Source organism: Micromonospora sp. NPDC049139, from assembly GCF_055586845.1.
On the sequence record NZ_JBVJHK010000033.1, the window covers coordinates 33876 to 47747 of the forward strand.

General features: G+C 73.8%; 10 protein-coding genes. 2 read left to right on the forward strand and 8 right to left on the reverse strand.

The window, feature by feature from the left end:
* Positions 1-75: 75 nt before the first annotated feature.
* The 6 genes from ACZ6Q9_RS32350 to ACZ6Q9_RS32375 all read right to left on the reverse strand — a co-directional run bounded on the left by ACZ6Q9_RS32350 (position 76) and on the right by ACZ6Q9_RS32375 (position 8849).
* Positions 76-585: a hypothetical protein gene (locus ACZ6Q9_RS32350; RefSeq protein WP_396831065.1), complete on the reverse strand. Its 510-nt coding sequence runs from the start codon at positions 583-585 to the stop codon at positions 76-78.
* 30 nt (positions 586-615) lie between these two features.
* Positions 616-4080, reverse strand: coding sequence for a right-handed parallel beta-helix repeat-containing protein (locus ACZ6Q9_RS32355; protein ID WP_396831064.1), 3465 nt, complete (start codon positions 4078-4080; stop codon positions 616-618).
* Positions 4077-4211: a hypothetical protein gene (locus ACZ6Q9_RS32360; RefSeq protein WP_396831062.1), complete on the reverse strand. Its 135-nt coding sequence runs from the start codon at positions 4209-4211 to the stop codon at positions 4077-4079. Before ACZ6Q9_RS32360 ends, ACZ6Q9_RS32355 begins: the two co-directional genes overlap by 4 nt.
* On the reverse strand, positions 4211-6082 hold the full coding sequence (locus tag ACZ6Q9_RS32365) for a hypothetical protein (protein WP_396831060.1): 1872 nt from the start codon (positions 6080-6082) through the stop codon (positions 4211-4213). The genes ACZ6Q9_RS32360 and ACZ6Q9_RS32365 overlap by 1 nt, the downstream gene beginning before the upstream one ends.
* Positions 6079-7347, reverse strand: a complete 1269-nt coding sequence (locus tag ACZ6Q9_RS32370) for a hypothetical protein (RefSeq protein ID WP_393270704.1) — start codon at positions 7345-7347, stop codon at positions 6079-6081. Before ACZ6Q9_RS32370 ends, ACZ6Q9_RS32365 begins: the two co-directional genes overlap by 4 nt.
* A gap of 86 nt (positions 7348-7433) precedes the next feature.
* The gene (locus tag ACZ6Q9_RS32375; protein ID WP_396831058.1) at positions 7434-8849 is read right to left on the reverse strand and encodes a glycosyltransferase family 2 protein; all 1416 of its coding nucleotides are present in this window, start codon (positions 8847-8849) and stop codon (positions 7434-7436) included.
* 306 nt (positions 8850-9155) lie between these two features.
* On the opposite strand from ACZ6Q9_RS32375, the gene ACZ6Q9_RS32380 reads away from it, so the two are divergent.
* Both ACZ6Q9_RS32380 and ACZ6Q9_RS32385 read left to right on the forward strand, forming a co-directional pair.
* On the forward strand, positions 9156-9704 hold the full coding sequence (locus ACZ6Q9_RS32380) for a sigma-70 family RNA polymerase sigma factor (RefSeq protein ID WP_393270700.1): 549 nt from the start codon (positions 9156-9158) through the stop codon (positions 9702-9704).
* An 86-nt stretch (positions 9705-9790) separates the two neighbouring features.
* A complete protein-coding gene (locus tag ACZ6Q9_RS32385; RefSeq protein WP_396831056.1) occupies positions 9791-10885 on the forward strand; it encodes a sensor histidine kinase in 1095 nt (364 codons plus the stop codon).
* Positions 10886-10924: 39 nt separating this feature from the next.
* Here the strand turns inward: ACZ6Q9_RS32385 and ACZ6Q9_RS32390 are convergent, their stop codons facing one another.
* Positions 10925-13282, reverse strand: a complete 2358-nt coding sequence (locus ACZ6Q9_RS32390; protein WP_393270696.1) for a hypothetical protein — start codon at positions 13280-13282, stop codon at positions 10925-10927.
* Positions 13283-13287: 5 nt separating this feature from the next.
* The coding region (locus ACZ6Q9_RS32395) for a LuxR C-terminal-related transcriptional regulator (RefSeq protein ID WP_396831054.1) at positions 13288-13872 on the reverse strand (585 nt) is incomplete at its 5' end.

A 13872-nucleotide genomic window follows, 5' to 3' on the forward strand; every position in this document is an offset into this window, starting at 1 on the left:
GGGATCGATACTGTTCACACCGCGAGATTGCGGAGACGCCGTCGGCCGGGCGGGGCGGGCCGGGGCCCACGGCGATCAGAAGGACCGTCTCCGCAGGGGAGTTCCCGCCGACCCCGGCCGGCTGTACGACCGCAGCCGCTCCAGCGTCACCTCCGCGCCCTCCATCGACGGGAGCACCGGCATGTCCGGCAGCCCGTGCAGGTTGACGTCGACGGCGAAGGGCACCCCGGCCGCTTGCTCCTCCGGGTCACCCGCCGATGCCGGCCGGGTGAGCAGCAGCTTCAGGTCGTCGTGTCCACGGTCACCGGTCCAGTACACGTCCTTTGTCGCGATCAACCGCTGGAATTCGTTGCCGCACCGGACGATGGCACCCGCCTCCACCGAGACGTTCGGCCGCCAGACGCCGTCCCCACGGTTGTGTTCGAACCGCAGCCTCCAGCGCCGCCCACTCGCGGACCCCGACGTCCCGACCTCCAGTTCGAGCGTCTTCTGGACGTCGCCGGAGAACACCAGCCGCTGCGCGTAGAGGGACTCCTTGCCCACCACCGTGATCCGCCACGTACCGCTCATACTCACTGCCGGCATCTCCGGGCACCTTCTCTCGTCGCTACTGGGTCAGGCGGCCAGGGCTGCCCGCACGTCGGCCGCGTACAGCTGGCGCATGTCGTCGACCGTCGGTGCGGCCGCGCGGCGCAGCCGGTTGGCCTGCTTGGTGATGGTGCGTTCGAGCAGCTGGCGGGCGTACCGGCCGTTGCCGAAGGTCTCGTCCCGGGTCAGGCTGTCGAAATGCTCCGACAGCACCGGGAGGCAGTCGTTGCTGAAATCGAAGCCGCCGTCGCGGGCCAGCGTCTGCAGAATGGACACCAGCTCCGAGGAGGTGTACGACTCGAACGGGATCTGCCGGCTGAACCGGGAGGCCAGCCCCGCGTTGTTGGCCAGGAACCGGCGCATGTCCCCGGTGTACCCGGCAGCGATCACCACGATGTCGTCCCGGTGGTCCTCCATCAGCTTCACCAGCGTGTCGATGGCTTCCCGACCGAAGTCGTTGCCCTGGCCGGTCAGCGCGTACGCCTCGTCGATGAACAGCACACCGCCGCGCGCCCGGTTGAACACGTCGGTGGTCTTGACGGCAGTGTGCCCGACGTACTCGCCGACCAGGTCGGCCCGGGAGACCTCGACGAGCTGCCCGGTGCGTAGCACGCCCATCGCGTTGAGCAGTTGGCCGTACAGCCGGGCCACGCTGGTCTTGCCGGTGCCGGGCGCCCCGGCGAAGACCAGGTGCCGGGAGATCGTCGGAGTGGGCAGGCCGGCCCGGGTCCGGGCCTCGGTGGAGGCGATCAGGTCGATGACGTCGGTCACCTCGCGCTTGACCGCGTCCAGGCCGACCATCGCGTTCAGCTTCCCGAGCAGGTCCTGGACGGCCTGCGCCACGCCGGCCGGCTCCGACGACCCGGCCGCCTGTTCGCCCAGGTCCTCCGGCAGCAGCCGGGCCAGTTCGAGGTCCGCGGCCTGCGGGCTGCTCGACAGCCGGTACGCCTGGCGCCCCAGCATGTCCTCGAAGACCTGCCGGGCCACCCGGGCGTTGCCGAAGGTCTCGTTGCGGGGCATGTCGCTGAAGTGGCGTACCAGGGCCTGCCGGGTCTCGTACTCCAGCGCGTAGTGGTGGGCGCGGCAGAGCCGCTCGACGATCTCGGCCAGTTCGTCGTCGGAGTAGCTGTCGAACTGGATGGTACGGGCGAAACGGGACTCCAGACCGGGGTTGGCGGCCAGGAAGGTACGCATGTTCGGGGTGTACCCGGCGACCACCACGACCACCTCGTCGCGGTGGTCCTCCATCAGCTTGACCAGGGTGTCGATGGCCTCCCGGCCGAAGTCGTGGCCGCCGCCGCCCCCACCGGTCGAGAGCGTGTACGCCTCGTCGATGAACAGCACCCCGCCCAGGGCTTCCTCGAACCGGGCGGTGGTCTTCACCGCGGTGCCGCCGACGTGCTCGGCGACCAGGTCGCTGCGGGACACCTCGACCAGTTGACCGCTGGAGAGCACCCCGAGGGTGGCCAGGATCCGGGCGAAGATGCGGGCCACGGTGGTCTTGCCGGTGCCGGGCGGCCCGGCGAAGACCAGGTGCCGGGACATGGGCGGTACGTGCAGTCCGGCCTCCCGGCGACGCTTGGCGATCTGGTTGAGCCCGACCAGGGTGGCCACCTCGTGCTTGACGCCGGCCAGGCCGACCAGTCCGTCCAGTTCGCGCAGCAGCGCGGCCACCGGCCCGTCCGCCTCCCCGTCGCCACCCGGTGCGCCAGCACCGGGGCCACCGGAGCCGGGGCCGCCGCCGGCGGGCACCGCCGGAGCGGGTGACCCGACGTCGGACGGCGCGGGGCCCGACGGGCGGGCACCGGCCGGCTTCCCGGGCGGGGTGACGTCCGACCCGGTGCCTCCGGTCGGGGCGGGAACGGACTTCGGGGCGTCGGCCACCGGTGCGTCCGGCCGCCCGGCCCCGGGCGGCGGAAGGGAGATCGGGCGTCCGTTGTGGCCGGTGTCCACTCCTGACAGCTCGACCGCGGCGGTCGGGCTCGGCGCGTCCACGGCGACGCCGCCGTTGCCGCGCACCACCCCGCCGTGGAGCCGCACCGGCGCGTCGGTCTCCACCACGACACCCGGCCCCTGGTTGCCGACGATCTCGCAGTCCGTGGCGGTGACGGTGCTGCCGGCGCCGGCCCGGATCCCCGGGCCGCGACTGCCGCTGATCCGGCTGCGGGACAGGGTGGCCGCGCTGGGGCCGCCGGTCCGCACGCCCGCCCCGCCCGACTCCTCCACGGCCATCGAGGACAGGGTGGGCCGGGCGTTCCCGGCCACCTCCACGCCGACCCGGCAGCCGGTGATCCGGGAGTTGGACAGCACGGTGGTCGCGCTGTCGGCGAGCTTCGCCCCGGCGGTCCGCGCCCCGGTGACCTGGCCGTTGGAGAACCGGCCGGCTCCGCCGGTCGCGTGCAGGCCGTACCGGACGCCCTCGATGGTCAGGCCATGTAGTTGCGGGTCGGCTTCCTGCTCGATCGCCACGCCGATGGGGACGTCGCGTACCCCGACCCCGTCCAGCCGCGCCTTCGACCGGCCGGTCAGGAACACGCCCGCGTCGGCGCAGTCCGCCACGGCACCGCCGGTGAGGTGCGGCGTCGCCGTGCCGTTGACCACCACCCCGGCCGCGCCGCAGTCACGCACCTCGCAGTTGGTCAGCGTCGGCGCGGAGGTGTCCCGGCAGTCGAGGCCGTGGCCCCGGGCCCGGGTGACGCGCGTGTCGGAGAGCGCGGGCGCCGCCTGCCCCATGGTCACCACGGCGTGCACCCGGGCGTCTTGGATCTCGCAGCGCTCCAGCACCGGGGTCGCCCGGTCGCTGACGAGCAGCCCGACCTCGCCGCCGGACACCGTGGTCCCGGTCAGGTACGGCCGGGCGGTCTGCTGCGCGACGACGGCGTACTGGCCGACCTCGTCGATGCGGCAGTCCTCCAGGCGCGGGGCGCTGGCGCCCACGGCCAGGAGGGCCGCCTCCCCGATCCCGGTGAACGTGCAGTCCCGGAACACCGGGGCGCTCGACCCGGCCGTCATGATCGCGCACTTGGCGATGCCGCTCATCCGTACGCGGGTGTACTCGCCCGTGCCGGCCTCGTGGACCACGCCGGCCCCGCCGGAGTTGCTGATCGCGCCGCCGCGCATCTCCACGGTGCCCCCGCGCACGTGGATCGCGGCCGCCGCCGTGGCGTCGACGGTGCACGCCTCCAGACGGACCCGGCCGGCCGCCACCTGGAGCAGCGGCATCCGCTCGTCGCTGCCACGGATGGCGATGTCCTGGATCAGGATCTCGCCCCCGGCGGCCAGGATGGCCCCGCCTGGGGGCACCTCGATGGTGACGGTGCCCGGTCCGTCCTCGGCGACCAGGACGACGTTCCGGCGGAACAGCGGCGCCTCGCGGTACACACCAGGGCGTACCGCGACGGTGTCGCCGGGCGCCGCCGACTCCAGTGCCCGGGAGATGTCGGTGAGGCATCCGGTGTCCCTGGCCGACACCGACAGCACGCTGGTGGTCACGAGTTCGCTCCTTGCTGACTGTCGCCGCCGGGGGTGTTGCCGCCGGGAATGGTGCCGGCGCGGGGCGGGCCGGGCCGGGCCGGGCCGCCGGGGTCGGACCGGAGGAAGCCGGAGATCGTCTCCTCGTACATCACGCGCCGCCCGGTCCGGGTTCGAGCGCGAACGGGCGGTCGCCGGCCGCGAAGCCGAGCGGCCACGGCAGCGGCGCGGGCGCCGCGCGTTGCGGCTGGGCGGCGAGCGCGTCGCGCAGCTTGCCGGCCGCCCGCTCGTCGAGTGCGCCGTCGCGGTGCCCGGAGACGACCTCCCGCAGCAGCACGTACGGCGCGCCGTCCGGCCCCTCGTCGACGCCGAGCACCGCGAAGCGGGAACCGGCGGCGAACATGGCCCGTCCGGCTCGGACACCAGGCCCGTCTGCGATTCCCAGTTGGTCCAGCCGCCGCGCGGTGGCCGACCAGATCGCGTACCGGCCCGCGTCGCCCTCGGTGCCACCGTGGCACGACACCGTGGTGAACGCCGGCTCCACCACCAGGTCCCCGGCCCGGTACCGGCCGACGTCCAGTCCGGCGGGTACCGCGGCGAAGACGGGTCCCCCGACGGCCGGCAGTTGCTCCAGACCGGCGCGGGCGCACCGGGCCAGCAACTGGACGTCCTCGTCGGGCGTGCCTCCACCGCGCAACGCGTCGTTGACCCGCGCGCCCACCCCGTCGAGCAGAGCCAGCACCGTGACCAGCCCGGCCATCACGTCGTGCGCGCCGACCGCGCTGCGCAAGCCCGGGTGCAGCGACAGCGCCCGGGCCACCGTCCGGGAGTGGGCCTGGAACTTCCAGCCCAGCACGGTACGCAGCCGCTCCCGGTCCGCCTCGTCGGTGCGGGCCCGTACCCCGAACCACGCCGCGCCCCGGTTGGCGGGTGACGCCGGCGGAGGACCGCCGCCCGCGCCGTTCGCCGGGGCATCGGTGCTCTCCGGGCCGGTCGTCGGAGCGTCCGTGGCTTCCGGCGTGGCCGCGGTCGGGGTGGCCGCAGCCGGCACGGATGCCGTCAGCGTGGCCGCAGCCGGCACGGATGCCGTCAGGGTGGCCGCAGCCGGCACGGACACGGTCGGGCTGGCGGCGTCCGGGTCGGCGATCAGCGGCCGGCAGGTGTCCAGCTCCAGCCGGGGCACGTCGAACTCCGTCAGCACCATGCGCTGGACGCTGAGGTCGGGCCGGGGCAGCTCGATCACCGGAAGCGCCAGGCTGTGCACCTCGAACGCCGCTTCCACCGGCGAAGGCAGCTCGGGCCCGGATTCCGGTGCCGCAGCGGGTGACGTGGCCTCCGCCGGGTCGACGGGCGACGGGGCGGTCCCCGGATCGGGGGTCGCAAGGGACGGCACCGGGGACGACGGCTGGTGGTTGCGGCCCGGCACCCAGCCGGTCGGGGTGGGACGGACGCGTACCGGTCCCAGCGGGGGCAGCACGTTGCCCGCCGGCTCCGGATCGTCCCCGCCACCGGGACGCCAGCACCAGAACAGCCCGTTCGCGGAGGCGCGCCCGAAGGTGAAGCGGATCCCGGAGTCCGAGGCGTAGACCGGTGCTCCCAGGTCGACCGCGAGCTGGTGCAGCACCGGTCCGACCCCGTCGGCCGACGCGGACCGCTGGGTGACCAGCAGCACCGGCCGGCCCCGCCAGCGGGGGCAGTGCCAGATCGCCCGGGCCAGGTCGGCGGCGGCCACCGGCCGGCCGTCCAGCCGGAAGCCGGACCGGCCGGCCTCGACCGCGAGCGCGAACCAACCCGCCGGGCCGGGGGTGACCGATCCCGGTGCCTCCCACGGCCCCGGATCGAGCACCGGCACCCGCGCACCGGCGTCCGGCAGGATGCGCGCCACGGCGGCGCCCACCGCCTGCGACGCCTGTCGCAGGTACCGCGCCACGTGCTTCCCGACCGGTTCGCCCTGGGCCGGCGGCGACACCTTCCGGGACGACGGCAGGGGTGCCCGCTGCCGCAGGGCGAGCATTTCGGTCACGGCGACACCGGCCGGTGCGTACCGGCGTCCGGCCTTGCCTCGGGTGTCACGTCCGGCAGCTCCGGGTGGGCCGGCGCCAGGCCGTCGGGCGACGGGATGTCGGACGAGGGGGCGTCGGCCGGTGCCACCGGGTCGTCGTCGGCACCGGACGGCGACCAGACGACCGCCTCGGCGTCGGGCCGGCACAGGTGCACCAGGGCGCGGTGCACGGAGATCTCGTCCAGGGGCTCGACGGGCTCGTCCCCGGTCAGGTGCGTGGCCAGCTGCGGATCCGGCGCCAGGCCGTAGTGTTCCAGGTAGTACGCGACCGCCTCGCTCCACAGCCAGGTCCCGTCGGTACGCAGGTGCATCGGCACCACGTCGCCCCGGTCCGGGGCCAGGATGTCGGGCATCTCGGCGCTGCTCCACGCGATGACCACCCCCCCGCGCAGTGCTTCGAGCAGGTCGTCGCGTTCCGTGGCATCGGAGACCACCGGCCGGTTGGTGGCGAACCACGGGCCGCGTACCGGATCGACGCCGTCGAAGAGCCGGGCGGTGGCCACCGGCGCGGCGGGCCGTGCCGCCCACAGCAGGGCGCCGGACGAGCGGGCCAGGGTCTGGTAGTACGGCGCGTGCAGCCCGGCCCAGCAGACCTCGACCTGGGCCTCGTCGTCCCCGGCCTCGGCCATGACCTGCCGCAGTTGGACGCTGAGTGCGGGGAGGGTGTCCATGGTGTCGTCGACGCTGACCACGGCCACCCGTACCGGGTCTTGCCAGGGCCGGGCGCTGGACGGCATCCGCCACGCCCGCCACACCGCGAGTACCCCCGGGTTTGCCGACGCCGCAGCCACCAGCGCCCGGTCCACCGGGTCGAGGGTGTCGACCGGGTCGGCGCTGCGGTCCTGCGGGAGCACCATCAACGCCAGGTCTTCCTGTGTGGTCGGCAGGTCGGACAGGAACTGCCACGGTACCGGCGGACGTTCTCCGCGCAGCTCCTCCAGCGCCAGGCCGAGGTCGATGTCCCCGCCACTGAATGCCAGTTCCTCGCGCAGCGCCGCGATCTCGTCGGCGTCCAGTTGCAGCGGCTGGGAGACTGCCTCGAAGGCGATCGCCTGTACGACGTCCAGCCGCCGACCGGCGGCCAGCGCGTCCCGCGCGTCGGTCAGTACCCGGTCCGGCAGCGAGCCGGCCAACCGCAGCAGCAACGCGTGCATGCTCTCGTCACGGTCGGCGTCCCGTGTCGTCTCCGGTGCCACATCCAGGTCCGTGTCCACGTCCACGGTCACCGCCCTCCTTCACCCGCGTCCGGGGGTTCATCTGTGGCACGCCTCGTACGCCAGTAGGGTTCACTCCTGCCACGGGCCGGATACGACTACTTGTGCCGCCACCACGACTCGGTGCTGGCCCGGTCGTCCTTACGGAACTCCGTGCTGACCTGGCGGCCGTGCACGATCATTCCCGCGTACCAGGTGCGGGCCACGTAGTTGAACGGCCCCATGTCGAGCGGGCCGGCCTCCCGGGCGTTGGTGACGCAGAAGTCGAACATGTCCCGGCAGAATTCCAGCACCGTTTCCCGCCGGCCGCCGGTGAGCCCGCAGTTGAGCAGCGGGACACCTCGGTTGTCGGACAGGAACTGCAACAGCTTGGCGCTGCCGCCGTGCTGATACACCATCCACGGGATGCACAGCGGCGCCGGCTCGTCGCCCACGTACAGTCGGTCGTCCATCTCCGGGAACGGATCGCGCAGCATCTCCACGTCGGTGCCGTCGACGCACCACACCTGGTCGATCTCGGGGTGCTCGCGCAGGTACCGCCACCAGCACAGCCAGCGGTGGAAGTACGGCGAGCTGACGGCCCCGCCCGGCGTCACCCGGACGTGCGTGACCAGGTCGGTGTCCGGCTCGTCGAGGCAGTCGTGCAGCACCACCAACCGCCGTCCGTGCCGCTCGACAGAGCGGCGCAACTCGGCCAGATCGTCGTAGTTCGGTGTCCAGGTGATGCCGCGCTGCGGGTCGGGCTGCGCGGTGAGGTACGTGGTCAGCACCACGTTCTGCGCCGCCGCCGCACCGACGGGGACGGTGCGGAACTCGCGGTACTCGGTCGAGGTGTAGCTGGCCTCCGACCGGGTCTTGAGGTTACGCACCAGGTGGAAGCGCTCGATGTCGGACACGCTGGAGCCGACCTTGGTGCTTTCGTCGCAACTGAAGATGAGGTCTCCGCTGCCCACCACGTCGGCGAACCGGAACGAGGTCAGGCCGGCGTTGTAGATCCGGTTGGACAGGTCCACGTGCTCGTACCCCCACCGGCCGTACCGGGTGTCGTACCCGCCCACCCGGTCCAGCACCCGCCGCTCGAAGTAGAGCATACAGCCGCGGGGATGGGTGTACGCCCGAAGCTGCGCGTCCCGGTAGATCTCCGTCGAGTCGGTCAGCCGGCCACGCGGGGTGTCGGTGAAGATGTACATCAGATGCGGCTCGGGACTGTCGATGTAGGGCCGCTCCCAGCCGTCCACGACCGGCCAGCAGTCGTCGTCGAACAGGAACAGGTGCGTACAGCCCCGCTCGAGCAGTAGTTCCAGGCACTTGTTCTTGGCCCGGGCGATACCGGCGTTGCTGTCGAAACGAAACGTCGCCTCCTCCACCGGATCGTCGCTGGCGTCGTCGACCACGACTATCGCGGCACCGCTGGGCGCATACTTGCGGATCGCCTCCAACGCGGTACGCAGCACGGCGCCCCGGTTGTGCGTCGTGATCCCGATGCCCACCGCCGGGAAGTCCGTCTCCTCCATGCCCACCTCTTCGGTCGGGGCGCCACGGCGCCGTCCTCGGGCCGCCGCCCGGCCGCGGTACCGGCCGTCGCGGCGGCGCCGGACGACCGTCGCCGCCTGCCCGTGAGCGAGGTCGTCCACATGGGGCACGGCATCGCGGCACCGTCGGGTTCACCGGTCAGCACGCGAACGAGCGGCGGCGCGGCGCGGGCCGCCGGTACCGGCGCATGGCGTAGGGATAACCCTCTCCAACCCGAGGGGTGGCACCCGCAGGAGCAGGGGCCGCACCATGTCGGGCGACCGGCCCGCGGCGGCACTGTCTTGGGCATGGCCGAACGGGTGCAGAGCAAGCGACACAGCAGCGCGTTGGAAAGCGATTCCCGCCTGCGCGAACTGATGGATGCCTACCAGCAGCCGCTGCTGAGGTACGCGCAGCGGCTGACCGACGGCGACACCGGGCGCGCCGAGGACGTGGTGCAGGAGGCGTTCCTGCGGGCGTGGACGCACCTGGACCAGCTCACCGCCGACCGCGGGTCGGTGCTGGGCTGGCTGCGCCGGGTGGTGCACAACCTGGTGATGGACGGGTACCGCATGAAGAAGGCCCGGCCGACCGAGGTGGACATCGAGAACGCCGCCGAGGTGGCCACGGCGGACCCGACGGCCGTCGTGGTGGACTCCCTCCTGGTCGAGCAGGTGCTGCGCGGGCTGTGGCCGGAGCACCAGGCCGCGCTGGTGGAGACCTACCTGAACGGGCGGACCGCGGCCGAGATCAGCGCAACGCTCGGGGTACCGGTCGGCACCGTCAAGAGCCGGGTGCACTACGCGCTGCGGGCGGCCCGCAAGGCAACGGTCAACCACCTGCTCTGCGCCGCGTGAGCCCCCGGCGGCTACCGTGGCGGCGGGCCGCCGCGGGCCACGAGCCGGGTCAGCCGGCCCGGCCAAAGCCGCCTACAGTGACGGGCATGCGCCGTTCGACGCAGCGAGCCGACGGGCCGTCCCCGGTGCCGGGGCCGCCGGACAATGTGGCACGGGTGGTCGACGCGGTGCACGGCCTGCCGGGTCGGCCGCTGCCGGGAGTGCAGGCCGAAGCCCTGGCCCGGGCGCTGGGTGGGTGCCTGGAGGCCACCACGGTCACCATCGCGGTATGGCTGCCCCTGCCGGCGGGCCACGACGCGGACACGGCAACCGAACACACCGTGCAGGAGTACTGGTGGACCGCTACCGGCGCCGAGGCGGCGGTACCCGTGCCCGGGGCGGCGCCGGTCCGGCTGTGCGACGGCGAGCAGGTCCTGGCCGACCTCGTGGTCGAGCCGCCGGCGGCGGCCGAGCGGCTGCGCCGGTGGCCCGAGCTGCACGCGGTGACCCGCCTGCTGGTCAGCGACATCCAGGCCCAGCTGATCACCGCCGGCGCCGAACGGCTGATCGGTCAGAGCACCCTGCTGCTGGCCGACACCCGGCTGCGGGCCGCGGGCGAGATGGAACACCAGCGGTACCAGCTGGAGCGCGACCTGCACGACGGCGCCCAGCACCACATGGTCGCGTTGCAGATGTCGCTCGCCATGGTGGAGCACCAGCTCGACGCCGGCAACGCCGCCGAGGCGGGCCAGCACCTCGACCGGCTGCGGGAGCTGCTGGCCAGCACCGAGGAGGTGCTGCACACCACCGCGACCGGCCTGCTGGCACCGTTGGCCGACCACGGTCTGGTGGCCGCGTTGACGGCCCGGCTGGAGGCGCTCGACACGGTCACCCTGGACATCGACCCGGAACTGGTCGGTCACCGGTACCTGCCCGAGGTGGAGGCCGCCGTCTACCTGGCCTGCCTGGAGGCGGTCAGCAACGCGCACAAGCACGCTCCGGGCGCCGCGGTCACGTTGACGCTACGTACCTCCCGCCGGGGCCTCAGCTTCGAGGTGGACGACACCGGGCCGGGCTTCGACACCGAAGGCCGGATGCCGCTGCGCCAGCTCGCCGCCCGTCTGGCCTCGGTCGACGGCACGCTGACGGTACGGTCGAGCCCGACCACTGGTACCCGGGTCAGCGGATTCGTGGCGATCTGAGCCGTCCCGCCGAGCCGCCCACCCCGTGCCTCGCGCCGGTCACTCGGCGCCGTCGGTGAGCAGCCGCTCGCACGTCCGTACCAGCAGCGCGCACGCACTGCGCCCGGCCGGTCCCGAGTCCGGCGCCATGGACTGGTTCCGCCAGAACACCAACGCCCGGCTCGCGGCCTGGGTCACCTGCCCCGAGCCGGCGTCGCCGGCCAGGCCAAGCCGGGACCCCGAGTCCGGACCGTACGCGCCGAGCAGGCGCAGCGCCTCGTCGTACCCGCGCGGCAGCCGGATCCGTCGGCCCTGCAACGCCTGCAACAGGTCCAGCTCGGCCACCTCGTGCGCGCCCGCTACGGCCGCCTCCACCGCCCGGGCGAACCGGTCGTCCAGCTGCCCCGCGGCCAGGCAGGCCACCAGTGCGCGCAGCGCCCACCGGGCGGCCATCACCGCCGCCCAGGCGCGAACCCGGGCGCGCAGCGCCGCCTCGAGCGCGGTACCGCCGCCCGGGGCCGCACGCCAGTCCACGATCGCGTCGCACATCGACCTCAGCCGCGGTGATCCGGCCGTCGCGGCGGTGCCCTCCTCCAGCGCGCAGATCGCCACCGGGGAGAACCCGTCCCCGTCCGGCGACCGCAGGGCGGTCAGGAACTCCGACTCCGCCGCGCTGGCCGGCCTGGACAGCACCAGCACGACCGCGTCGGGGGGCCCGTCGGCAGTACCCGACCAGCGGCGCAGCCGGGCCGCGAGGTCGGCGTCAACCCGGTCGCGGTGGTGCAGCAGCCGCAGCCCGCGCAGCGCGTCCACGGGTCCCTCGACCAGGATCCGGTCCACCCCGGCCGCTGCGGCCGGCCACGCGGCGCCGGACCAGCCGGGCAGCCGGACCGGCCGCCACGGCCGTGCCCCGCGAGCCGGGTCCAGTGTGATCCGCGGGTACGGCTGGTACTGGTAACCGGTCGGCGGGACCACCCCGACCGGCGACTCCCATCGGGCGGCACCGGCCGGTCCGTACAGCACCGACACCAGATCAGGTGCCGAGGCCCCAACCACCACCACCCGGGCCTGACCGTCCTGCCGGTCGACCGCGACCCGTAACGGCGGGCTGTCCGCGGGCGCCTCCCGGCCGGTCACGAGCAGAGTCAGCAGGCGGCGCGCGGAAACACCGACCAACAGCTCGGGTGCGGCGGCGTCGGCCCCGCCCGGCTGCGGCCCGGCCGGCTCCGGCGGGGCGGTACGCGCGGGCTCCGGCCAGTCGCCGCCAAGCCGCTCAGGCAGCAGGATGTCCACCACGGTCGGCGCGCCCCGACCGGCCCGATCCACCCGCAGCCGGCCGCCCAGCGCGGCCAGCCGCCGGGAGTCGTCCCGCAGCGCCGCAGCGACCCGGGCCGGCTCGGCGCCGGTCCGCTGCGCGCGGATCGTCAGCAGGCCGTGGGACCGACCCAGTTCCAGGTACACCGGCTGCTCGCCGCCGCTGGCGCCCAGCGCAGCCGCCGCGGACGCACCGGCCTGGTACAGCCCGGACTCGACCTCCCAGCCCGGGCGCCGGCCCAGTTCGCCACAGAAGACCACCGGTACCGGCAGCGCCGCGGTGACCTCCTCCAGCGCCGCGCGCACGCCGGTACTGCGCAGCACCTGCGGGTACACCCCGCGGACAACGGACCGGAACTGCTCGATCATCTCGCCCAGCCCGGCCCGGATGTCGCCGGCGATCGCCGTGGCCTGTGGTGAGCCGGCGCGCAGCGCCCGCTCCAGGTCCGCGGTGCGGTCCAGGATCGCCCGCAGCTGCCGGCCGGGCGTCGCGGTGACCGCGCTGGCGAGCCGGTCGCGCTCCACCGCCTGTACGGTGAGCAGCTCCAGCTGGGTCGCGCTGACCCGCTGTACCACCCGGTCGGCCCGGGCCCGCACGGCGGTGCTCGCCGCGCGGTGGCCCGCCTGGCGCAGCAGCAGGCCGACGCAGACCGCTGTCTCGCCCAGCGGCACCGCCGTGGCCAGCTGATACCGAGGATCCTCCGGGTGTGCCAGCACCAGCACCCCGTACCGGACCCCGCCGTCGGTCACATCCGCGGTCGCGACCACACCGGCCGCGCCCAGCAACAGGTCCGGGTCGGCTACCGGGTACGGCAGTGCGCCCCGCACCCAGCGCCCGGGCCGCCATGTGACCGCGGGTGTCCACGGTGGAGTGCTGGTGCCGTGTGCCGTCTCTGCCGGCAGCCACAGCGCCGCGTAGCGCACCGCGTGGGCTTGGGCGAGCTCGCGCAGCAGCGTGCGGAGGATCGGCCGGTACCCACCCAACGGGTCTTGCGGCCCGGCCGGCGCGGGCAGCGCAACCGAGGTCGCCAGCCGGACCAGGGCGGCGAAGGGCCCGGCTGGGCGGGGTGGGTGCGCCAGCTCGCCGCCTGCGGTCCGGAACACGGCCCCTAGCCCGCCATCTGGTTCGAGCGCAGGTACGCGAGCACCGCCAGGACCCGCCGGTGGTGCGCGGTCGGCTCGGCCGACAGGTCCAGCTTGGTAAAAATGCTCGCGATACGCTTCTCGACCGTTTTGACCGACAGGAACAATCCCGTCGCAATCCCGGAGTTCGACCGTCCTTCCGCCATGAGTCGCAGCACGGCGCGTTCCTGCTCGGTGAGATCCGCCAGCACACTCCGTACCGGGGGACTCGGCCGGTCCACCAGGTTGGCGGCCAGCGCCGGCTCGATCACGATCTCACCAGCGGCGATGCGCACCAGCGTATCGGCGAGCACGCCCACCCCGGCTACCTGGTCCTTGAGCCGGTACCCGATCCGTTCGGTGCCGATCTCCAGCAGCCGGAACAGGTAGTGCGCCTCGGCGTGTTGGGACAGCAGCAGCAACCCGACATCGGGGTGTCTCGCCCGTATACGCTGGGCGGTTTGCAGTCCGCCGTCCGCGCCTGGCGGCATCCGAATGTCCAGAATGGCCACGTCGACGGGGGTACGGGCCAGTAGCTCCAGCAGTCGGTCGCCGTCCTCCACGCAGCCGAC

Excerpts from the sequence above, each read along its gene's own strand:
- ACZ6Q9_RS32385 (WP_396831056.1), top strand. The coding sequence starts at position 9,791 with ATGCGCCGTTCGACGCAGCGAGCCGACGGGCCGTCCCCGGTGCCGGGG.
- ACZ6Q9_RS32375 (WP_396831058.1), bottom strand. The coding sequence starts at position 8,849 with ATGGAGGAGACGGACTTCCCGGCGGTGGGCATCGGGATCACGACGCAC.
- ACZ6Q9_RS32380 (WP_393270700.1), top strand. The coding sequence starts at position 9,156 with ATGGCCGAACGGGTGCAGAGCAAGCGACACAGCAGCGCGTTGGAAAGC.
- ACZ6Q9_RS32360 (WP_396831062.1), bottom strand. The coding sequence starts at position 4,211 with ATGTACGAGGAGACGATCTCCGGCTTCCTCCGGTCCGACCCCGGCGGC.
- ACZ6Q9_RS32350 (WP_396831065.1), bottom strand. The coding sequence starts at position 585 with ATGCCGGCAGTGAGTATGAGCGGTACGTGGCGGATCACGGTGGTGGGC.